The sequence below is a fragment of the Priestia sp. TGN 0903 genome, from assembly GCF_050846855.1.
Lineage (GTDB): Bacteria > Bacillota > Bacilli > Bacillales > Bacillaceae_H > Priestia > Priestia zanthoxyli.
Genome location: NZ_JBOZGL010000002.1, coordinates 518,890 through 538,386 on the forward strand (window position 1 = coordinate 518,890; position 19,497 = coordinate 538,386).

Annotated in this window: 24 protein-coding genes; 18 read left to right on the forward strand and 6 right to left on the reverse strand. The window is 39.3% G+C overall.

From position 1 onward, the window contains the following. Positions 1-201: 201 nt before the first annotated feature. From ACRPLY_RS09080 to ACRPLY_RS09095, 4 genes are all read left to right on the forward strand, one after another. The gene (locus ACRPLY_RS09080) at positions 202-402 is read left to right on the forward strand and encodes a cold-shock protein (protein ID WP_013058502.1); all 201 of its coding nucleotides are present in this window, start codon (positions 202-204) and stop codon (positions 400-402) included. A 77-nt stretch (positions 403-479) separates the two neighbouring features. Continuing rightward, positions 480-635, forward strand: a complete 156-nt coding sequence (locus ACRPLY_RS09085) for a DUF3934 family protein (protein ID WP_162837669.1) — start codon at positions 480-482, stop codon at positions 633-635. A gap of 385 nt (positions 636-1,020) precedes the next feature. Further along, complete coding sequence (gene sigH / locus ACRPLY_RS09090) at positions 1,021-1,671, forward strand: RNA polymerase sporulation sigma factor SigH (RefSeq protein ID WP_013058500.1); 651 nt, start codon at positions 1,021-1,023, stop codon at positions 1,669-1,671. Positions 1,672-1,820: 149 nt separating this feature from the next. Further along, entirely contained in the window at positions 1,821-2,198 is a 378-nt protein-coding gene (locus ACRPLY_RS09095; RefSeq protein WP_430078213.1) for a hypothetical protein, read from the forward strand. Between the two features lie 14 nt (positions 2,199-2,212). Here ACRPLY_RS09095 and ACRPLY_RS09100 read toward each other — a convergent pair whose 3' ends face one another. Continuing rightward, complete coding sequence (locus ACRPLY_RS09100) at positions 2,213-2,641, reverse strand: hypothetical protein (protein ID WP_033579981.1); 429 nt, start codon at positions 2,639-2,641, stop codon at positions 2,213-2,215. A 253-nt stretch (positions 2,642-2,894) separates the two neighbouring features. Here ACRPLY_RS09100 and ACRPLY_RS09105 point away from each other — a divergent pair, with 253 nt between their 5' ends. The 3 genes from ACRPLY_RS09105 to ACRPLY_RS09115 all read left to right on the forward strand — a co-directional run bounded on the left by ACRPLY_RS09105 (position 2,895) and on the right by ACRPLY_RS09115 (position 5,945). Then, positions 2,895-3,347, forward strand: coding sequence for a MarR family winged helix-turn-helix transcriptional regulator (locus tag ACRPLY_RS09105; RefSeq protein WP_013058498.1), 453 nt, complete (start codon positions 2,895-2,897; stop codon positions 3,345-3,347). Further along, positions 3,316-4,515: an MFS transporter gene (locus tag ACRPLY_RS09110; protein WP_033579982.1), complete on the forward strand. Its 1,200-nt coding sequence runs from the start codon at positions 3,316-3,318 to the stop codon at positions 4,513-4,515. Before ACRPLY_RS09105 ends, ACRPLY_RS09110 begins: the two co-directional genes overlap by 32 nt. A gap of 179 nt (positions 4,516-4,694) precedes the next feature. Beyond that, positions 4,695-5,945 carry a C40 family peptidase gene (locus ACRPLY_RS09115; RefSeq protein WP_063247163.1) on the forward strand — a complete coding sequence of 417 codons (1,251 nt, stop codon included), beginning with the start codon at positions 4,695-4,697 and terminating at the stop codon, positions 5,943-5,945. A 39-nt stretch (positions 5,946-5,984) separates the two neighbouring features. Here ACRPLY_RS09115 and ACRPLY_RS09120 read toward each other — a convergent pair whose 3' ends face one another. Further along, positions 5,985-6,524 carry a DUF2199 domain-containing protein gene (locus tag ACRPLY_RS09120; protein WP_098113615.1) on the reverse strand — a complete coding sequence of 180 codons (540 nt, stop codon included), beginning with the start codon at positions 6,522-6,524 and terminating at the stop codon, positions 5,985-5,987. A 152-nt stretch (positions 6,525-6,676) separates the two neighbouring features. On the opposite strand from ACRPLY_RS09120, the gene ACRPLY_RS09125 reads away from it, so the two are divergent. The 4 genes from ACRPLY_RS09125 to ACRPLY_RS09140 all read left to right on the forward strand — a co-directional run bounded on the left by ACRPLY_RS09125 (position 6,677) and on the right by ACRPLY_RS09140 (position 9,017). Then, positions 6,677-7,342, forward strand: coding sequence for a sigma-70 family RNA polymerase sigma factor (locus ACRPLY_RS09125; RefSeq protein ID WP_028414942.1), 666 nt, complete (start codon positions 6,677-6,679; stop codon positions 7,340-7,342). Between the two features lie 29 nt (positions 7,343-7,371). Then, on the forward strand, positions 7,372-7,953 hold the full coding sequence (clpP, locus tag ACRPLY_RS09130; protein WP_028414941.1) for an ATP-dependent Clp endopeptidase proteolytic subunit ClpP: 582 nt from the start codon (positions 7,372-7,374) through the stop codon (positions 7,951-7,953). A gap of 145 nt (positions 7,954-8,098) precedes the next feature. Beyond that, positions 8,099-8,743: a Bax inhibitor-1/YccA family protein gene (locus tag ACRPLY_RS09135; protein WP_014458757.1), complete on the forward strand. Its 645-nt coding sequence runs from the start codon at positions 8,099-8,101 to the stop codon at positions 8,741-8,743. Between the two features lie 139 nt (positions 8,744-8,882). After that, on the forward strand, positions 8,883-9,017 hold the full coding sequence (locus ACRPLY_RS09140; RefSeq protein ID WP_255256922.1) for a hypothetical protein: 135 nt from the start codon (positions 8,883-8,885) through the stop codon (positions 9,015-9,017). An 85-nt stretch (positions 9,018-9,102) separates the two neighbouring features. Here ACRPLY_RS09140 and ACRPLY_RS09145 read toward each other — a convergent pair whose 3' ends face one another. Beyond that, on the reverse strand, positions 9,103-9,345 hold the full coding sequence (locus tag ACRPLY_RS09145; RefSeq protein WP_028414940.1) for a hypothetical protein: 243 nt from the start codon (positions 9,343-9,345) through the stop codon (positions 9,103-9,105). A 200-nt stretch (positions 9,346-9,545) separates the two neighbouring features. Between ACRPLY_RS09145 and ACRPLY_RS09150 the strand changes: the two genes are divergently transcribed. Both ACRPLY_RS09150 and ACRPLY_RS09155 read left to right on the forward strand, forming a co-directional pair. Continuing rightward, positions 9,546-9,998, forward strand: a complete 453-nt coding sequence (locus ACRPLY_RS09150; protein WP_028414939.1) for a hypothetical protein — start codon at positions 9,546-9,548, stop codon at positions 9,996-9,998. A gap of 148 nt (positions 9,999-10,146) precedes the next feature. Beyond that, positions 10,147-10,824 (forward strand): hypothetical protein, encoded by a 678-nt coding sequence (locus tag ACRPLY_RS09155; protein WP_028414938.1) that lies wholly within the window; start codon positions 10,147-10,149, stop codon positions 10,822-10,824. A gap of 333 nt (positions 10,825-11,157) precedes the next feature. On the opposite strand, the gene ACRPLY_RS09160 is transcribed toward ACRPLY_RS09155, so the two are convergent. Both ACRPLY_RS09160 and ACRPLY_RS09165 read right to left on the reverse strand, forming a co-directional pair. Further along, positions 11,158-12,474, reverse strand: a complete 1,317-nt coding sequence (locus ACRPLY_RS09160) for a CitMHS family transporter (protein ID WP_432231758.1) — start codon at positions 12,472-12,474, stop codon at positions 11,158-11,160. Between the two features lie 295 nt (positions 12,475-12,769). Next, complete coding sequence (locus ACRPLY_RS09165) at positions 12,770-13,630, reverse strand: LysR family transcriptional regulator (RefSeq protein WP_432231759.1); 861 nt, start codon at positions 13,628-13,630, stop codon at positions 12,770-12,772. 184 nt (positions 13,631-13,814) lie between these two features. Between ACRPLY_RS09165 and ACRPLY_RS09170 the strand changes: the two genes are divergently transcribed. The 3 genes from ACRPLY_RS09170 (at position 13,815) to ACRPLY_RS09180 (ending at position 16,541) form a co-directional block, all read left to right on the forward strand. Beyond that, positions 13,815-14,942: a 2-methylaconitate cis-trans isomerase PrpF family protein gene (locus ACRPLY_RS09170; RefSeq protein ID WP_432231838.1), complete on the forward strand. Its 1,128-nt coding sequence runs from the start codon at positions 13,815-13,817 to the stop codon at positions 14,940-14,942. Positions 14,943-15,036: 94 nt separating this feature from the next. Beyond that, positions 15,037-15,702, forward strand: a complete 666-nt coding sequence (locus ACRPLY_RS09175) for a cyclase family protein (RefSeq protein WP_432231760.1) — start codon at positions 15,037-15,039, stop codon at positions 15,700-15,702. Beyond that, positions 15,699-16,541: a GNAT family N-acetyltransferase gene (locus tag ACRPLY_RS09180; protein ID WP_432231761.1), complete on the forward strand. Its 843-nt coding sequence runs from the start codon at positions 15,699-15,701 to the stop codon at positions 16,539-16,541. Before ACRPLY_RS09175 ends, ACRPLY_RS09180 begins: the two co-directional genes overlap by 4 nt. A 27-nt stretch (positions 16,542-16,568) precedes the next feature. Here the strand turns inward: ACRPLY_RS09180 and ACRPLY_RS09185 are convergent, their stop codons facing one another. Continuing rightward, entirely contained in the window at positions 16,569-17,153 is a 585-nt protein-coding gene (locus ACRPLY_RS09185) for a YjgB family protein (protein ID WP_432231762.1), read from the reverse strand. 334 nt (positions 17,154-17,487) lie between these two features. Here ACRPLY_RS09185 and ACRPLY_RS09190 point away from each other — a divergent pair, with 334 nt between their 5' ends. Further along, positions 17,488-19,098 (forward strand): putative polysaccharide biosynthesis protein, encoded by a 1,611-nt coding sequence (locus tag ACRPLY_RS09190; RefSeq protein ID WP_028414931.1) that lies wholly within the window; start codon positions 17,488-17,490, stop codon positions 19,096-19,098. Between the two features lie 19 nt (positions 19,099-19,117). Next, positions 19,118-19,486 (forward strand): hypothetical protein, encoded by a 369-nt coding sequence (locus tag ACRPLY_RS09195; protein WP_028414930.1) that lies wholly within the window; start codon positions 19,118-19,120, stop codon positions 19,484-19,486. Positions 19,487-19,497: the final 11 nt, after the last annotated feature.

Here is a 19,497-nt window from a genome sequence, read left to right on the forward strand (position 1 = left end):
CATAATTAGGATAAAGCCTGTCTTAGAACAGAGACTTGCTATTTCTAAATTGATATGTTACACTAAGTTTAATTATTTTTGTTCGGTATGAAATTGAAAGAAGAGAAATATTCTTCAATAGAAATTTTTATCTGGAAATAGTACGATTGAGCAAGGGTAGTAATATATGTGTGGAGTAATTCCACCACTGGAGGAAATAGTATGACTGAAGGTACAGTAAAATGGTTTAATGCAGAAAAAGGTTTCGGTTTCATCGAAATTGAAGGCGGAGAAGATGTATTCGTACATTTCAGCGCAATTCAAGGCGACGGATTCAAATCTTTAGACGAAGGTCAAAAAGTGACTTTCGACATCGAGCAAGGTCAACGCGGTGCACAAGCTGCTAACGTTGTAAAAGCATAATTTTATGCAATCCAAAAAAGACTCCGACTTTGGACGGGGTCTTTTTTTATTGTAGCAAACACGCAGGTAACGGAGGAATACGTATGAGTAAAGCAAAAGGTAAAGGCGGCACGGGGCGAGGCACCGGCAAAAAAGGATGGAACCGCTGGCAGGCGAGTGCAAAAAAGAAGAAAAATGCAAAGCCTTATAAAAGTAAGGGAACAAAAAATGCTGATAAGCCGGAAGGCAACTAATCCTATATGCGCAGTATCATCTGCAACTTCGACTTACTCTGCTTGAGTAAGTTTATTTCATATGGAAGTATTTTTTTATTGCTTTTTTGACAGATTGCTGTCACTATATGAAATAATAAAGTGATTTGTGTGAATTTTCTATAAAAATTGATTTTTTTTGCAAACACTTTCATATTTCGACAACCTTTTTGATTTTTATCGGTTATACTTCTTTATAATAGATTATAGAAAGATGCAGGGGAGCATAAAGTGAGAGAGGAAAGCGACAGTTTACTCTGTACGCTTTTTACGTTTCTGGACCGTATTGCAGTAGCGTCGTAACAAGTAGATCATGCATCAGTTTAGAACACATCAAAACTCAACTAAGTGTAACGGGGGGATATGAGTGAGCGTAGGCATCGTAATTGAAAAAGTTCAAAATTATGCTATGTTAGAAGATCATGTTTTGGTTGAAATGGTTCACAGCGGAGACGAAAAATCATTAGAGTATTTAATTAATAAGTATCAAAATCTTGTAAGGGGAAAAGCAAGAAAATACTTTTTGATTGGTGCTGAAAAAGAAGACATCGTCCAAGAAGGAATGATTGGACTGTACAAAGCAATTCGCGACTTTAACGAAGACAAGCTAACATCTTTTAAAGGGTTTGCGGAGTTATGTATCACAAGACAAATTATTACGGCGATTAAAACGGCTACTCGTCAAAAGCACGGTCCGTTAAATTCGTACATTTCATTGGACAAGCCTCTGTATGATGAAGAATCAAACTATACGCTGATGGATATGATTCCTGGCGATCAAATTGCTAATCCGGAAGCGGTGCTGATTCATCAAGAAAAAGTGGAAGACCGCGAGTTAAAAATTGCGGAAACACTTAGTGAATTGGAAAGAAAAGCATTGACGCTGTATATGGACGGCCATTCATACGCTGAAATTTCGAAAGAATTAAACACGCACGTTAAGTCAATTGACAACGCGCTGCAGCGTATCAAAAGAAAGTTAGGTCGAGACGTAGAAAGCAGACAAGCTATTTCATAATAGGTAAAGAGGACCTTATTGGATAATAAGGTTCTTTTTTTATTGAATAGGTGTCTATTCTGCACTGAAATATTTAACAAATTTAGGTTTTTACCATAATTTCCTTTATGTGTTAAATTAATAGCACGTTAATTTCGAAGGAGGATTTTATGTTTTTCTTTCTAGACAAGCATCATGACAAGCTAACGTGGATGATTGTAGGAATCGGACTTATTCTTTTTTTCGTAAGGCGAGATATGCTTACATTTGTATTGGCCCTCTACATATGCTTACAGGAAATTCAACATCGCAGGCTTATTAAAAAGAAAATAAAAGCTACCTCTTGGGGTAAGCGTATTTTATACGTACTGTGTTTTTTACTATTAATTATTGTATTGGCTTATTCTACGACTCATATGCTTGCTTGGGCACATACGCATCATGTGTTCATTGTTTTTCAATTCATTATGATTTACCTGCTGATTCTTTTAGGTAGGTTTTTACTGTCTCACGTCATTCCAAAAGTGATGAATAAGCTACATGAATAGAAAAGGGCCGGACCTCAAAGGGGTTTCGGCTCTTTTTCACGATCTTTTAAAATGTCTTGAATAATTTCAATATGAACAGAAGCCCACGATTGTTCACGGAAATGAAGAAACACGCTTGGAATGAGAATAAAAACATACAGCACGACAAAAATAATCCAAAGCCAGCTGCCGTCTTTAAATAAAAATTGCTGCAGCCGCTGCGAAAATAAAAAAAAGAGCCAAGGCAAGGCAGAAACAAGGATAGGGATGACGCCGGAGCCGTTTTTTTCTTTGGTCATTCGGTAATACACTTTTCGCAAAGTAGCGCTTTCTAGCGTAAGGTAAAGCTGCCGGATTTCTTCCATTTCCGCTAATTCATCAATATCTGCTGCGTTTTGATTTTGATGAGCCGCTTTTTTCAGTTTAAGGTAGACTTTATGAGCATCGCCGCGCAGTGAAAACATATACCAGCCTCCCGCATATTGTTTCGTCTTCTTTAACAGAGTTTGCAGGTGCATGTAAATCTATACAAAAAGTTTCGTGATACGAAAGAATAAGAAAACAGAAGTGTAAGCGTAAATCATTAGTAGAAAATAAGAGAAAACAGCTGATTTTTACTCTTTTTGGCCGCCTTTACACATCAACTAGCAGCACATATACTAATAAAAGAGCAATTAGTTACCTAGGTAAATAAAATGAAAAGGTGAGGTGAGAAAAGTGAATAACTTGGTGTTTCATGAGCTTCATCAAAAGTCGAGATTGTCTATTAAAGAAGTAAATGAAGTATTAAAAGCGTACGGGCTATACAGCTCACAGTATTCGATTTTATTTTGTTTAAAGCGATTCGGCTCGATGACGCAAACGGAGATTTGGCAGTATTTAAATGTCGAAGCGCCAACGGTTACCCGCACGTTAACAAGGCTTGAAAAAAGCGGATGGATCGTTCGAAAAGCAGGCAGTGATAAACGAGAGCGCATCGTTTATTTGTCTCCTCAAGCGAAGAAAAAGCTTCCAGAAATTCAGCAAGAAATTGAACGTTTAGAAGAAAATTTGCTGATTGCTTTATCCGACAGCGAACAGGATCAGCTTATTTCGTTATTAAAGAAAATTTGTAAATCTACAGAAAAGGGTGAAATGAATGACGAACCAGCAGGAGCCAATCTGGACTAAAAGCTTTATCAGCATTGCGATTACCAACTTTTTTATTTTTGTCGTGTTTTATGCATTGCTGACGCTGCTGCCGATTTATGTATTAGACGCCTTGGACGGCACGAGTACGCAGGCAGGGCTTGTTGTTACCATCTTTTTATTATCTGCGATTATTGTTAGACCGTTTTCAGGGAAAGTCATTGAAAACATTGGAAAGAAAAAAACGCTTGTATTTAGTACCCTCATTTTTGCGCTTTCTTCCTTCTTATATATGTTTATCCACCATTTTAACGTGCTTTTATTACTGCGCTTCTTTCAAGGAATTTCATTCAGCTTAGCGACAACCGTCACCGGAGCGATTGCAGCGGATTTAGTTCCCGCTAAACGACGAGGAGAAGGGCTTGGCTACTTCGGAATGTCAATGAACTTAGCTGTAGTTGCAGGGCCGTTTTTAGCATTAACGCTTCATCAATACATGGCATACAACATTATTTTCCTTGTATTTGGCGTGATTATGCTCGTTGGCTGGCTGTGTGGAATGATGGTCAAAAATCTTCAAGAAAACGCTGCTTCGCCAGTGAAGAAATCATTTTCACTGAGCGACTTGTTTGAAAAGAAATCCATGCCGATTTCATCTGTAGGTATTCTCGTTTCTTTTTCGTATGCAAGTATTATTTCTTTTATTTCTGTGTACGCACAGTCGCTTGGATTAATTAAAACAGCAAGCTTTTTCTTTGTCGTATTCGCAGCTGCGATGCTGATTTCACGACCGTTTACCGGAAGACTATTCGATAAATCTGGTCCAAACATCGTGATTATTCCATCATGCGTTGTCTTTGCGATTGGTCTATTTAGCTTAAGCTTTACGCATTCTTCTTGGATGCTGCTGTTTTCAGGTGCATTAGTAGGACTAGGCTACGGAACGCTGCTTCCTAGCTTCCAAACGCTGGCGATTCAAGCAGCGCCTGCTCACCGAAGCGCATATGCAACTGCCACGTTCTTTACGTTTTATGATAGCGGAATTGCAGTTGGTTCGTTTGTATTAGGAATTGCAGCAGGTGCTTTAGGCTATTCAAAATTGTACTTTGCGCTTGGTATTTTTGTTCTTTTGATTACACTTTACTACAAGTGGATTGCAAATTTACGTCAAAAACAAAAAGCAGCAAATATCCAGGTGGGCATGAAATAAAAAAGCTCGGCGTAATATGCGCCGAGTTTTTTTATGGATTTTTTACAGGACTTTGGAAGGGAAGCATATTTAAGTCAAAAGGTACTAGCCAATTCCTATCCATCTGCACCATACTTTAACAGGGGAACCATTTACATATAAAACTTCTTGGATGAAATAAAAAACAAAGGAGAACAAACATGAAAGTAATGAAACCTCTTATGGTCACAGCGTTAGGGCTTAGTCTTGCCACTTTTTATGAAGGCGCTTTTCCTGCAGAAAAAGTTGTGCAAGTACAGGCTGCTACAGATGAAAACGTGATTGCTGATAAAGCAAAAACGTACGAAGGAGCCGATTATACATCTGGAGGAGAGACGCTAAGCGAAGGGTTTGACAGCTCTGGCTTCGTTCAATATGTGTTTAAGCAAGCGCTGGATACAACGCTGCCTCGTTCCGTGAAAGAACAGTCAGAGCTTGGGACAGACGTTGATAAAAACGAGCTGCAAGCGGGTGATGTATTGTTTTTTGACACTAATGAAAACGGTGAAGTGAACGTAGCCGCTATTTATATCGGAGACGATGAGATGATTTATGCATCTTCTTCAGACGGAAAAGTCGTGGTGAAAAACATTTCAAGCAGTGCCTATTGGTCATCACATTTCGCCAAAGCAAAGCACATTACAGGAGCACCGGAAATTGCAAAAGATAATGAAGTCATTGCAGAAGCATTAAAACATCTCGGCACGCCATATGTATTTGGAGGCGAGTCGCCAACAGACGGTTTTGACTGTTCCGCATTTGTTGCCTATGTATTTCAACATGCATCGGACGTCTACCTTCCGCGATCTACCGATCAGCAGTGGCAAGTTGGAGAAGAAGTTGCACGGGCAGATTTAAAGCCAGGAGACGTTATCTTTTTTAAAGACACGTATCGTGAAGGGATTTCACACGTAGGCATTTACGCAGGCGGCAATCAGTTTATTCACGCCAAGCGCAGCGAAAATGTGACGGTTGATTACCTAACAAGCAGCTACTGGACGTCTAAGTACGCCGGAGCAAGGCGCTACGATGACTTATCGCTGTCAAAAGACAATCCATTTGTGACGGAATCTCTTAAATATGTAGGAGAAGTACCTTACGCACAAGGTGGGACAAGTCCTTCTACAGGCTTTGATACAGCTGGTTTTGTTCAATACATTTATAAAGAAGCAGCTGGAAAAGACATTCCGCGCTATGCAAGTCAGCAGTGGGAAGCAGGAGAAACCATTTCACAATCTGACTTGAAGCCGGGAGATCTCGTCTTTTTTGAAGGAAGTTCACTTATTCCATCTATCTATATTGGAAATGACTATGTCGTTCACGTATCCACATCTGAGGGCGTGAAAATTACAAACTATAAAGTAGACAGCTACTGGGCGCCTAAATACTACGGAGCAAAGCGCATGCCATAAAGGTAAAAAACTAAGACAGTCTGGGGCTGTCTTGGTTTTTTAATAGGTAGCCAATTGTTTTTGTATATCTTTGATTCGCTCTAGAGTTATCCCTTCCCGCTGCTCGATGGCTAAAGGATGATCGGTTGGTTCTAATTCAATGAGAGGTCTCGTTCCAACAGGTCTTGTATGCACATTTGTTTTTAAATTTAACGTTTCAGGATAGCCTGGAATTGAAACTGAAAACCAGCCGAAATAAGGCGGTTCATGTTCTCTTTCGTCACTTTCCCATAAATTTATCATTCGATGAAAATTTTCTTCGCTTAAAGAAACCCAAATGTTCCAAATGAAAGGGTCTTCTTCATTAAGAACGGGAATTTCAACGCAGCCTTTGACGAAAAAATGTTCTTGATTCATGATACAAATCTCTGAATATAGTTCAAAGTCGTTTTGTTTTTCGTCTTCTGACGCCTCATAATAGTAAAAAGGAGCTTCACTTGTATAACTCATAGGCAAAGCGGGCAGAGGGTGTTCACAAGTTAAGTCTTTATAGTGAAGTTTGTTCGTTTTCTTTTTGCCGTATAATCGTCTTCTTCGCATATCATTTTAGACTCCTTAGATAAAAGTATCTTCATTATAATACAAAAAAATGGATGCTTAAGCGTATAATGTATAAAAAAGTTTGATTCCCCGTATCTTTTGAATTTCCTTTAATCGTTTAGTAAATAGAGAGTGCAAAAGGAGTGAAAACCATGTCACATTCAAAAAAAATTGAAAAACAAACAGAAAGCTTTGATGAGGCTTGCTGGAACGAGCATTACCCAAAACTGCAGCAGTACTGCCGCTTTTTAGCACAAAATGTGTGGGACGGAGATGATATCGCGCAAGAAACGTTTTTAAAAGCTCAGCGATATAAAGGCGAAGAGCACAATTTGTCTTCTGCGCTGTTAAATAAAATTGCGTACCACCACTGGATTGACCTGCTGCGAAAACGAAAGCGTGAAGGAATAGTCGAAGAAAAAGCTTTGGAACAACAAGCCGATAAGCATGCGTTTGATAGTAAGGGACACTCGGTCGAACTGCTGCTTAGTCAATTTACGCCGAAGCAAGCGGTTATCTTTTTCTTAAAAGAAGGCTTTCGCTATCAGCTGAAAGAGATCGCTTCGATTTTACAAACGTCAGAAACAGCGGTGAAAAGCAATTTACATCGTGCTAAGCAGCGATTAGAAAAAGACAGTGAGCCGTTTTCTACAGATTCTTTTTGGGATGAAAGAGAGCGTAAAAAGCTGTCAGAACTGTTTTATAAAACGTTAGAAGCGCAGGACCCAGCACTTTTGATTCGGGAGTTGCCTTCCTTAAAAAGCGTCATTCAAAAACCAACGTATACTCCGACATGCACTCTCTGCATGGCTGCATAGCCATATTACGCGTGACAAGGAGGATATATATGAGTACCATTCCATATGTAATTGAACAAAGCAACCGCGGTGAACGTTCGTATGATATTTATTCGAGGCTGTTAAAAGACCGGATTATTTTAATTGGTGATGAAATCAATGATCATATTGCTAACAGCGTGGTCGCGCAGCTCTTATTTCTTGCGGCAGATGATCCTAAAAAAGATATTTCACTGTATATTAACAGCCCCGGAGGTTCGACTTCCGCAGGGTTTGCGATTTATGATACGATGCAGTACATTGAGCCGGACGTTCAAACAATTTGCACGGGCATGGCCGCTTCTTTTGGCGCACTGCTTCTCCTAGCAGGAGCAAAAGGAAAGCGCTATGCACTTCCAAATAGTGAAGTTATGATTCATCAGCCGCTAGGAGGAGCTAGAGGGCAGGCGACTGAAATTGAAATTAGCGCTCGGCGGATTTTAAAATTGAAGCAGCATATTAATGAAATCATATCAACACGAACGGGACAGCCGGTTGAAAAAGTGGCAAACGATACGGAACGAGATTATTTCATGAGTGCTGAAGAAGCAAGGGAGTACGGAATTATCGATGGTATTCTGTTGCCGAAATAAAGAGGTGACAAGAAAGCATAGACGGCAGCGTCTATGCTTTCTTGTCTATAGAAATAAGAAAAAAGACCTTAGTATTATCTTTATTTTTCTTGAAAAGGTAGGTATTATATAAAATATAACAGATTTTAGAAAGAAGGTTTTACACATGCAAGAAGTGATTGGAGTAGAGCAGCGGTCTCTGTTTCAAAAAGTATTAGTCACATTTATTTTTTCGTTATTTATTTCAACAGTTGGCTTATACGTAGGTCAATATGTGCCGCCGGCTTATTTCCTTCCGTTAGCGATTGCTGAAATTGTGATGCTGGTTGCCGCATTTATGTTACGAAAGAAAAAAAGCGTAGGATATGGCTTTACATATGCTTTTTCATTTATATCAGGCATCACGCTGTTTCCGATTGTCAGCTACTATGCATCAGTAGCGGGAGCGCAAGTCGTTCTTTATGCGTTTGGAAGCACGTTCGTTATTTTTACGGTGATGGGTGTAATTGGCGCAAAAACAAAAAAAGATTTAGGGTTTTTAGGTAGCTTTTTATTAGTGGCGCTGTTAGCATTAGTGTGCATCAGCATTTTCTCGCTGTTTAGTCCATTAACAACGCCTGGACTTATGGCATTCTCAGTGATTGGTACCATCGTTTTCTCACTTTACGTACTATATGATTTTAACAAAATGAAGCATGGTGAAATTACAGAAGAGCTTGTTCCACTGCTGGCACTATCTCTTTATTTAGACTTTATTAATCTATTCATCAACTTGCTTCGCTTTTTTGGTATTTTAGGCAGCGATGATTAATAAGAAATAGGCTGGGACAAAAGTGTTCTAACTGAAGGGCGATCCGAACGATGAAGATTCTTGATGGAGAATCAACTTCGTTCGGATTTTTTATTGGTAGGATGAGCGTAGGTGTCATCCATTTAGATGCTTCTAGCTGTTGATTGGAGGGCAAGGCGGAGACTCCTGCGGGAGAAGCGGAATAGGTGAGACCCCGCAGGAGCGGAAGCGACGAGGAGGCTCAGCGGCCGCCCGCGGAAAGCGAAGCCTTGCACGGAAATCAACAGCGGTATAATAAGCAGTCCACCTCATGTATCCAATCTGTTGATCTTTAGATGGGATTGATGTAGTTATATCACAATCTCTTTTTTTTGTTTTAGTTATTCTCCGCCATCCCCATCTTCATCCTCGCTAACGTCATCCTCTGTTTTTTCATAGTTTGGTCCGGTAGCGTAAGGTTCTTTCAAAAACTTTTCAAGCCACGTAAAGCCTGTAGCGACCGCGCCGTTTTTAGCATGAATAAATTCACTGATTGTATATATTTCAACGACTTGCTTTCGATATTTACGAAATAAAAATGCGCTGGCAGCAACGCCAATACTGATGATTATATACGTATTCATGGAATCCTCCTTATAAAAGGGTTAGTGTTACGTATGCCGCATAGTAAAAGAATATGCATAAGGGGTTGTAACCAAACAGATTGATGTAAATCATAATTGTGACGATTTTTCATGGTTTCTCTTATGGATATTTTTGGTATTATATATTTGTGATGAAAAATAAGATGAGGAGAAGAGCGAGTCTTAAGAGGAGGGAAAGTATGAATAAAGTAGTTCTTACATCGTTATTCTTTTTCTTACTAGTTGGTTGCAACCAAGAAAAGGTCAATGTATCTACACCTAATGATGAACAAGTTCCAGTGTCAGGAAGCATTGTGGTTAATGACAAAGAGTATGAAATGCGAGTAGGAGAATATGAATGGAACGGTGACGATGGTGCGCACATAACCAAAACGGATTCTTACTCACCAAAAGAGGTTGCTAAAGAATTTGATGACCTCACGCTAGAGAAAGATACCAAAGTTACAATTCTACTAAAAAACAATCCAAAACTTACAATTTATCAACTAAACAAAAATAATCAAAAAGAAAAAATTAAAATAACGGATAATCATATTGAAGTGTCTTCAAAGAGCGGTTACTATCTTTACGAAGTATCGGGTAAATGGCCTCATGGAAAGGCAACTTATTTATTTGATGTGAATGTGAAATAGCGAACTGATCGGATATTTGGGAGTTATAGTGAACTGCTATACATGCATGAATTTAAAAGAAGTTCGTTTAGTGGTGCGAGCCTTTGAAAAAATGGTAGTATAGAGCAGGTACATAGAGAACGCAAATTTTTTGGAAGGATGCATGCTAGTGGTGAATTTTAACGAGTTTTTTACCATTTCTTCGTATGAAGTAATGGAGCATTCGAGTCGAAAAGAAAACGGAAAGAATATAGATGAATATGAAGTGATGTTGTATAACGAAAACGTTAGTCAAACAGAAAATGTGATGATCAAATTTAAAAAGGTGAGCGATGAAATAGCAGTGGAAAAGGTACAAACTCTCTCTTACTTTGATCAACAGCGTCCTAAACACCCCTGTAAGATTTGCGGCAGTGAAGTGATGGTAAAAGAGAACAGCACTGAAGAACTGAATGTTTACGCACATAATTGTTCATTTAACGACGAAGAAATAGAGGATTGTTTAAGAGCACTAGTACAAAATGAACTTTTGCAGGATGGGTTTACTCAAGAAGAATTTGAACGGAACTATGGAGTTAACTACCGTGATGACAGTAATAAAGAATATGGCTTTTACGACGCACAGCAACGAAATACTTTTTATACCATCTTTAACGATAGTGTTTATCACACCTCATACGCAGGACCACAAGAGCTCCGCTGCAAGTTTTGCGGGATGGACGAAGAGCTGCTTGTTGTAGACGGAGCCTTCTATCAAAAATGTACAGCATTAACTCCACATACTAATCGAATTATTCATATGATTGAAGCAAGGAAACAAAACGAACCAGACGTAACAAAACGTTGATGAGAGAAAAGGGCCGGAGCTTGAGAAGAACATAAAAAAGAAGCTTCCTTTTGAGCGAAAGGAAGCTTATCAAATTTGTACCTATAGGGTTGAGTGGTGCATAATTAAATAGCTATCGGAATAACCGATGAATCATTAAAGTAAGCAACTTCTGAAAGAATACTGCAGCCTTTCAGCTTTTTGAGCTGAGAAAGCGCTTCTTCTTTACTATCAAACTCGTACATTTTCATTTCACCTTTTCTGACATAACACGTAATCACATACATTTTAGAAGTACCTCCACCTATCATGTAGAATTTATTAATAAAAAGCTATAGCAGCTTTTATTCCCTATTAAAATAGCGTAAGTGCGCCTGTGACAATAGCAAGGACAATGAGAACAAGAGACGTTAAAACGGCCCATTTAAATGCAAAGCGCTGATGTTCACCAAGATCAACACCTACCATACCTACAAGTAAGAAAGTAGAGGCAACGAGTGGACTTAATAGATGAACAGGTTGTCCGAGTACTGAAGCTCGCGCAATTTCCATTGGATCAATTCCGTAAGAAGCAGCAGTTTCAGCGAAGATTGGTAAAACACCAAAGTAATAGGCGTCGTTACTCATCACAAATGTAAACGGCATGCTTGTTAAAGCAACGATTGTTGGTAAAAACGAACCGAGTGAATCAGGAACTAAATGAATTAACAGGCTTGCCATTTCGTCCACCATTTTAGTGCCGGAGAGTATTCCTGTAAAAATACCAGCTGCAAAGACAAGGGCTGCAACGGTTAACGCGTTGCCTGCATGAGCCATTAAACGTTCTTTTTGATCCTCAAGTTTTGGATAGTTAACCATAAGAGCAAGCGCAAAACCAATCATAAATAAAACAGAAACGGACCAAATACCAGAAACTAATACGACCATAAGTGCAATGGTTAAGGCTAAGTTAATCCAGATTTTTTTAGGCTGCGTAATATCTTCTTGAGAAGTTAAAGACGCGTCTTCAGCAAAAGCAAGCGAGCTTTTTAATTCAAACTGCTCGATGTCAATAGCACCAAGTCGTCTGCGCTCTTTTTTTCCAAGAATATAGCCTGTAAAAATCACCCACAAAGCTCCGCCAATTAACGTTGGAAGAAGTGGAATAAAGAACTCTGATGCATCGAGGTTAAGAGCAACAATCGCGCGAGTAGCCGGGCCTCCCCAAGGCGTCATGCTGCTCATAATACTAAGAGAAAGCATCGCAACCGTCGTTAACACTAACGGGCTCATATTCAAACGTTTATACAGTGGAAGAAGAGCAGAAACCGTAATCATATAAGTAGTTGTACCGTCTCCGTCTAGTGCAACTAAAAGCGATAGAAGAGCGGTTCCAATCACGATTTTGAGCGGATCGCCTTTTACGATTTTTAACAGCTGCTTAATTAATGGATCAAACAGGCCGGCATCAATCATAACGCCGAAGTATAAAATGGCAAACAGCAGCATCGCAGCTGACGGAGCTACTTGTTTTAACCCTTCTAGCATCATGTCTCCGACGCCTTTGCCAAACCCTCCAATCACCGCAAAAAGAAGCGGAATAACCATTAAAGCTACGATAGGAGACATCCTTTTTGACATAATGAGATACGTAAAGACAATAATCATTGTAAAACCTAGTAGTGCTAGCATTCAAACAACCTCCTTTATTTTCCCTCTTTTTTTGAAAGCGTTTACTTTTAGAGTAAAAAAACGTGACTAACATCTCTCATCCCCATGTATGAGCCGTAGTTTGATTATTAAGAATTTTTAAAGCCGCTCTTTACCCCCGCTGATGTTTCTTGTTTTCATGTTAGTACATTTTGAAAAATAAAGGAAATATAGGTTTTTTTAGAAAGTTCATAAAAATTTTTTATAATGGCAGTCCAGAAAAAAGCTTGGTCTAAAAGAAAGTTTCTTCCAAGACCCAAACTTTTTAGCTTTTGCTTTATTTTTCACTTAGCTTTAAAAAGTCAATAAATGCTTTTACGACCGCTAGATTCAAATAAGAAGGATCATACATGAGCCACGTGTTTCGAAGCAAAGGTGATTCATCTCGGTATGAAAGTCCGTATGTATATAAATTGTCGCTGGAGTGAAGGCAAATTTCTGGTAAAATCGCAAAGCCTAAATCATTTTTAACCATTTCTTTGGCCGTTTCTTGCCGGTCAACTTCCATCGCTACAAACGGAGGCTCTGAAAACTTGTCATGCCACCAGTCTTGAATGAGATCTTTTAGCGACGTATCCGTTTTATAATTAATATAAGGCAGGCTTGGCAAGTCATCAATCACAATTTCTTTTTTTGAAATTAAGCAAAGCCGCTCTTTCGTCAGCAGTGATTTTTCTCCGTTCCACGGGTAATTGCCTCGCAAAATACCAACGTGCACACGCGAAGAGTCTAATAGATTCATAACTTGCGTACTCCAGCCTGTATTGACACTGAACTGTACGTTTGGATAGTGAAGAGAAAACTGTTTTAAAATCTTTGGAAGCTTATGCTGTGCGAAGTTACTCGATACCCCTAAGCGAAGCGTGCCTGTAACGGTTTCGCTCATATTACGCATGCTGTCTTTTGTTTCTTGCAGCTGCTTCCACATGTTTTCTGCATAGCGAACAAGATGCTCACCTTCAGATGTAAACTCAATTCCTTTTTTCGTTTTAAAAAACAGCGTCACGCCAAATTCTTCTTCAAGATTTTTAAGCCGGTAGCTTAAAGAAGGCTGCGATACGTAGAGCCTTTCAGCCGTTCGCGTAATGTTCTTTTCTTCGTGAAGCGTTTTAATTAATATCCAATCTTTTTGATCCATCCCAATTCCCCCTTGTATTTAGATTATAAAATTTTTTTTAAAAAGACAATAAATTTTATGTATTTTACTTATGACCACCTCTATTATACGATAAATGGCAAATGAACCGGTTCTAAATAGTAAAAAAATAAAATGGTTTGATGAACGCCTGGGCGTTTGTTAGTAGGGGAGAAAGGTGATTAAGATGACGCGTATTCCTGTAACGGTTATGAGAGGTGGAACGAGTAAAGGGGTCTTTATCAATCATGAAGAAATGCCTGTGAACAAATCGGATTGGGAACCGTTTTTGCTAGATATAATGGGAAGTCCGGATCAACGTCAAATTGACGGGTTGGGCGGAGCTAATTCGCTGACAAGTAAAATTGCGATTATTAAAAAATCAGATTTAGAGAAAGCTGACGTAGATTACACGTTTGCGCAGGTCAGCATCAGCGAATCTCTCGTTGATTTTAAAGGAAACTGCGGCAATATCTCCTCAGCAGTGGGGCCTTACGCAATTGAACAAGGACTTGTACAAGCTGTGGAACCGGTGACCAAAGTGCGGATTTATAATACGAATACTAAAAAAGTAATCGTAGCGGAAGTAGAAGTAGAAAACGGGAAAGTGAAAACAGAAGGGGAATGTATGATTCCTGGAGTGCCAGGTACGGGTTCACCTATTTATCTTTCGTTTGAAAACGGAGAAGGAGCCGTTACCGGAAAACTGCTTCCGACCGGGAACGCTATTGATCTTCTGCAAACATCCATCGGAACAGTAAAAGCATCAATTGTTGATGTAGGAAATCCGCTTGTATTTGTTAAAGCAGCGGATATTGGCCTAAAAGGAACAGAACTTCCGCATGAATACACGGACAAACAGCTGAAGCTATTTGAAGAAATTCGCTCCATTGCAGCGGAAAAAGCGGGGCTCGCACCTCAAGGCAAAGCAACTAAACTATCACCAGCGGTTCCAAAAATGACGATTATTGCTCCTCCGATGGACCACCGCGACGGGACTGGCAGAGAAAAAGCTGCTTCTCAAATGGACGTATTAATTCGCATGATGTCGATGCAAAAACCGCATCAAACGCTTGCGATTACAGGAGCAATTTGTACAACGGCGGCTATCTATACAAAAGGCACGCTTCTGTCAGAAATGGTTCAACTAAAAGGCGATACGGTTCGACTTGCTCATCCAATGGGAATTATGGAAACCAGTGTAGATCTAAAAGAAGGACAGGTTAATGGAATCAAAGTAGTGCGTACGGCCCGTCTTATTTTTGAAGGATTTGTTTATACAAAGCATACGTACGATGTATGTTTATCAAGTTGATAACGTTCTCAAAAAAACTCTTTCTAGGAAACTAGGAAGAGCTTTTTTATGTTAGACTATTTTTACTGAATATTGAAAAAAAGTAGGTGGTAGTATGAAAAAAAGAACGTATATTGATTTAAGCCACGTCATTGAAGACGGAGTTATCACGCATAAAGGCTTGCCGGCACCGATTATTTGCGACTATTTAAGCCGAGAAGAGTCTAAAAAGCTGTATGAACCAGGGACTGAATTTCAAATCGGTAAAATTGAAATGGTCACGAATACCGGTACGTATATTGACGTGCCGTTTCACAGATATAAAAACGGAGCGGATTTAGCTCAAACGGCTATTGATAAAACAGCCGGACTGGAAGGAATAGTAGTTTCAATCGACCCGACTTTAAAAGCTATTGATGAATCTCATTTTCACCATATAGACGTAAAAGGCAAAGCGGTATTAATTCACACGGGATGGGATCGCTACTGGAATACAGACGATTATTTAGAAAACCATCCATACTTAACAGAAAGCGCGGCAGCTTATTTAGTGTCTCAACAGCCCGCTCTTGTAGGAATTGATTCGATGAATATTGACGACACAAAAGGAAAAGCAAGACCAGCTCATACGCTGCTGTTAGGAGCGGACATTGTAATTGCTGAACACTTATGTCACTTAAATCAACTAACGCAGTCCTTTTTATTTTACGCCGTGCCTCCTAAAATAAAAGGAGCCGGAACGTTTCCGGTAAGAGCATTTGCGGAGGTAGAAAGAAAATGATCCAATTACATAGATATAGAGAAGTGCAGGAATTTAAAAACCAAGTAGAACCGCTTTTATCAAAGAATGAAGTTCTTCATAACTTAGCGCTTGGAATTTTACACAGCTTAAATGAAAGCAGCAAACCAAATTTCATGGGTGTTATTTTAAAAGACAGTCGTGCTGCGCTTGTGTTACTGCAAACGCATCCTAAGCAAATCATCCTGTCTCAAATACAGAAGCTAACGGAGGGTGAACTAAGCGAAGCGGCAGAGCTATTACAAGAAATCGACGTACCGGGCTTAGTTGGAGAAAGGCAAACGGCTTTATATCTTTCTCAAAAACTAGCAGCGCTAAAAAATCAAGAAGCTTCTTTGAAAATGGATCAGCGCATTTATCAGTTAGACAAAGTAAAAAAAGCTGTGGACGCGAACGGAGTGCTGGTAAAAGCAAGGTTGGAGCACCTTCCGCTCGTGACAGAATGGATTTGGGAGTTTATGGGGACTATTGGAGAGCCTGTGTCAAAAGAACAAGCTGTCAAAACAGGCGAAGCTTTTATTAAAGCAGAACGGTTATTTTTATGGGAAGTGAACGGGAAGTATGTGTCGATTGCCAATGCTACGCGTCCAACGACTCATAACATTACAATTAACTTTGTATACACGCCGCGGGAAGAACGTAAAAAAGGCTATGCCTCAAGCTGTGTGTCCACGCTTTCTCAGCTTATGCTAGACAGCGGTTTTCAAACAACAAGTCTATACACGGACATGACAAACCCTACGCCTAACAAGATTTATATGGAGATTGGGTATGAACACGTAGCTGATTCAGTACTAGTTTTATTTCATGAAAAAAAGTAGCAGGCTGTCTGCTACTTTTTCTATTACTTAAGGTTTTTTAACTAAATTAACGTGATTTAACGTTTTGCTATCATCAAAAATAAATTCAAGATCATAGGCGCCGGCATGATACGTGTATCTCGTTTGAGTCGTACCATCACCTTTTACTTTACCTGTAAAGTTTGGCTGACCTAATTCTTTCTTTAAGTTAGCTTGCGTGATGGACCCTAAGTTTGTTTGACGCTCTATATTCGTACCAAAATAGCGAATTTCATTGATGACGTTATTTTGGTCATAGCCGAATGCATACCCAGGATGGCCCATTTCCGCATGATAGTAGTCAAAGCTATTTGATGAACCTTCAGGCGGCGGACCGAACTGATCGCGAACGTCTTGACGCAGGGTTTTGCCAATTTTAAAGTCTGCTGTTAATCGTGGTACTTCACCTTTTACTGCGGCGTTATAAATTTCGTTAATGTTCTTTACAGCTGTTTGACTTTGACTGCTTGTTTCTTGAGATGTAGCTGCATGTGCTGGTGTATCAAGCTGAGCGACAGGAGCAAATCCAAACGCAGCAATTCCTGTAATCGTCGCAGCAGCAGCCGCTTTTGATAGTCGTTGTTTCATTTTCATGATTTTTTCCTCCTATATATAACGATTTAGCAACCTCAGTCTACCTAAAAGAGAAGGTAGGCCAGAATAGTCAAGGAGTCTTAGTTGAGTTGGTAACTGATATATATATAATGTAACACGTCTTTTAGAATGTAAACGTCAGGTAAAGCAAAAAGCAAAAAACGATTCATTTATCATAGGTGAAAAGAGTGGTTTATATTCCTTTATTAGGTAAAAAAACGCAATATGAAGAAGGTTCTAATGCTTTATAAAAAACTGGATAATAATTGTAATTATGATACAATAAATCAAGTATTTGTTAAAAATATAACATTTATTGCTGGAGTTTTGATGTATGGAAAAAAATTTGATGAGAGGTACGCTTTTATTAACAGCGTCTTCTTTGTTAACAAAGATTTTAGGCTTTATTTATATTATTCCTTTCACAGCCTTAGTGGGAACGTCAGGTTATGCACTTTATAAGTATGCATACGGTCCATATACATTGATGCTAAGCTTTTCGACAATGGGTCTTCCGCTTGCTGTTTCTAAGTATGTATCGAAATATAACGGTCTTGGAAACTACCGTGCGGGACAAGATCTGTTAAAAGCAGGACTTCTATTAATGACGATAACGGGCATAATAGGTTTCTTAGTCCTCTATACGATGGCACCGTGGCTCGCTGAACTAGTTATTAACGGAAAAGATTCCTCAGGAAATAGTCAAAAAGACGTAGTGTACGTCATCCGAATGGTAAGCTTTGCTTTAATTATTATCCCGCCTATGAGTCTATTACGAGGCTACTTTCAAGGTAACCAGTCTATGGGACCGTCCGCGCTAAGTACAATTATTGAACAAATAGTGCGAGTGTTGTTCATTTTAGTAGGAGCATACGCTGTTATTCACCTTTTTCATAGCACAATGACAAAAGCTGTTGGAATCGGTACGTTTGGAGCGTTTATTGGAGGCGTAGGGGGAATTGGGATTCTTGGAGCGGTTTATTTGAAGCGCAAGCGGTTGATTATAAAAGAAGTGAACAGCGGAAAGAATAATAAATTCGTTCCGTTCTCTTTAATGTTCAAAGAGCTTGTGACGTACGCTGTTCCGTTTGTATTAGTTGGTTTAGCTATTCCTATCTATCAAAATATTGATACGTTTACGATTAACATGCTTTTTCAATCAATAGGATATGGACAAGCTAAGGCTGAAACGATTAACTCCGTCATTGGATTAGCGCAAATTTTGGTGATGGTGCCGGTATCGTTAGCGACTGCCTTCAGCATGTCGCTAATTCCGGGCATTACATCTTCTTTTGTGCAAAGAAATTTACGGGAAGTAAAAGGAAAGATTACAAAAACGCTGCAGCTGCTGTTGTTTTTTACTCTTCCTGCTGCGGTAGGGCTTTGTTTATTGGGTAAGCCGGTATATATGATGATTTTTGGAGCGAAAAACAGTCCTGAAATCGGTGGAGTTGTTTTACAATGGTATGCGCCTGCTGCGATTCTTTTTGCTCTTTTTACCGTAACAGCCGCAATTCTCCAAGGAATTAATCAACAAAAGAAGCTAATTTTAGGCTTGGGCTTAGGAATTGTTGTGAAGATAGTATTAAACGTACTGTTGGTTTCAAGCTTAAAAGAAATTGGACCGGTTGTCGCGACTTACGGAGGGTATGGTGTATCGGTTATATATAACTTCTATTTAATTGAAAAATCTATTTCTTACCGAGTTCAATCACTGGGACAAGCTGCGTTGACACCTGTTTTATTAGTAAGTGTGATGTCAGCCGCTGTGATTATCGGCAATTATACTTCTCACTATTTTTTAGAAAATAAGCTGTCTGCATCTTCACTTGCGATTAGCACATCTTGTATTTCAATTGCTTTAGGTGCTGCTGTGTATCTAGGGCTTGGCGTAAAAACAAGTTTAGGGCAATCTGTTGTATTAAATAGAAGAAAAAGAATGTAAATGTAAAGGAGAGAAAGGTGTGTCAAAACGATTTTTACTAACCGTAGCGGCTGGAGGATGTATCATAATTTTCGGCGCGCTGCTGCTATTAAATTGGGAAAGAGTGTTTGGAGACTACCGTCCCATTCAAACGGCAAAAGCTGTTTTCAAATTAGAAGTGGGAAGTCAAGGTGTAGCAGAGACTACGGATTCAGATGATGCTCTTTACTATATGGTGAAAAAAGGACATTTAGATGAATATATTCAACTGATGAATGAAAAAGGCTATGTGTTAAAAGAGAAAGATATTGATCATAACCGACTTGTTTTTAACGATGGGCAAGAGGATGAGCAAATTTACTACAAGCGCTTTGCAAGGAAGTATACGATGATTGATGGAGAAGGGTAAAGGCCTTCACT

Excerpts from the sequence above, each read along its gene's own strand:
- ACRPLY_RS09080 (WP_013058502.1), top strand. The coding sequence starts at position 202 with ATGACTGAAGGTACAGTAAAATGGTTTAATGCAGAAAAAGGTTTCGGT.
- ACRPLY_RS09095 (WP_430078213.1), top strand. The coding sequence starts at position 1,821 with ATGTTTTTCTTTCTAGACAAGCATCATGACAAGCTAACGTGGATGATT.
- ACRPLY_RS09100 (WP_033579981.1), bottom strand. The coding sequence starts at position 2,641 with ATGTTTTCACTGCGCGGCGATGCTCATAAAGTCTACCTTAAACTGAAA.
- ACRPLY_RS09110 (WP_033579982.1), top strand. The coding sequence starts at position 3,316 with ATGACGAACCAGCAGGAGCCAATCTGGACTAAAAGCTTTATCAGCATT.
- ACRPLY_RS09115 (WP_063247163.1), top strand. The coding sequence starts at position 4,695 with ATGAAAGTAATGAAACCTCTTATGGTCACAGCGTTAGGGCTTAGTCTT.
- ACRPLY_RS09120 (WP_098113615.1), bottom strand. The coding sequence starts at position 6,524 with ATGCGAAGAAGACGATTATACGGCAAAAAGAAAACGAACAAACTTCAC.
- ACRPLY_RS09125 (WP_028414942.1), top strand. The coding sequence starts at position 6,677 with ATGTCACATTCAAAAAAAATTGAAAAACAAACAGAAAGCTTTGATGAG.
- clpP (WP_028414941.1), top strand. The coding sequence starts at position 7,372 with ATGAGTACCATTCCATATGTAATTGAACAAAGCAACCGCGGTGAACGT.
- ACRPLY_RS09135 (WP_014458757.1), top strand. The coding sequence starts at position 8,099 with ATGCAAGAAGTGATTGGAGTAGAGCAGCGGTCTCTGTTTCAAAAAGTA.
- ACRPLY_RS09145 (WP_028414940.1), bottom strand. The coding sequence starts at position 9,345 with ATGAATACGTATATAATCATCAGTATTGGCGTTGCTGCCAGCGCATTT.
- ACRPLY_RS09150 (WP_028414939.1), top strand. The coding sequence starts at position 9,546 with ATGAATAAAGTAGTTCTTACATCGTTATTCTTTTTCTTACTAGTTGGT.
- ACRPLY_RS09160 (WP_432231758.1), bottom strand. The coding sequence starts at position 12,474 with ATGCTAGCACTACTAGGTTTTACAATGATTATTGTCTTTACGTATCTC.
- ACRPLY_RS09165 (WP_432231759.1), bottom strand. The coding sequence starts at position 13,630 with ATGGATCAAAAAGATTGGATATTAATTAAAACGCTTCACGAAGAAAAG.
- ACRPLY_RS09170 (WP_432231838.1), top strand. The coding sequence starts at position 13,815 with ATGACGCGTATTCCTGTAACGGTTATGAGAGGTGGAACGAGTAAAGGG.
- ACRPLY_RS09175 (WP_432231760.1), top strand. The coding sequence starts at position 15,037 with ATGAAAAAAAGAACGTATATTGATTTAAGCCACGTCATTGAAGACGGA.
- ACRPLY_RS09180 (WP_432231761.1), top strand. The coding sequence starts at position 15,699 with ATGATCCAATTACATAGATATAGAGAAGTGCAGGAATTTAAAAACCAA.
- ACRPLY_RS09185 (WP_432231762.1), bottom strand. The coding sequence starts at position 17,153 with ATGAAAATGAAACAACGACTATCAAAAGCGGCTGCTGCTGCGACGATT.
- ACRPLY_RS09190 (WP_028414931.1), top strand. The coding sequence starts at position 17,488 with ATGGAAAAAAATTTGATGAGAGGTACGCTTTTATTAACAGCGTCTTCT.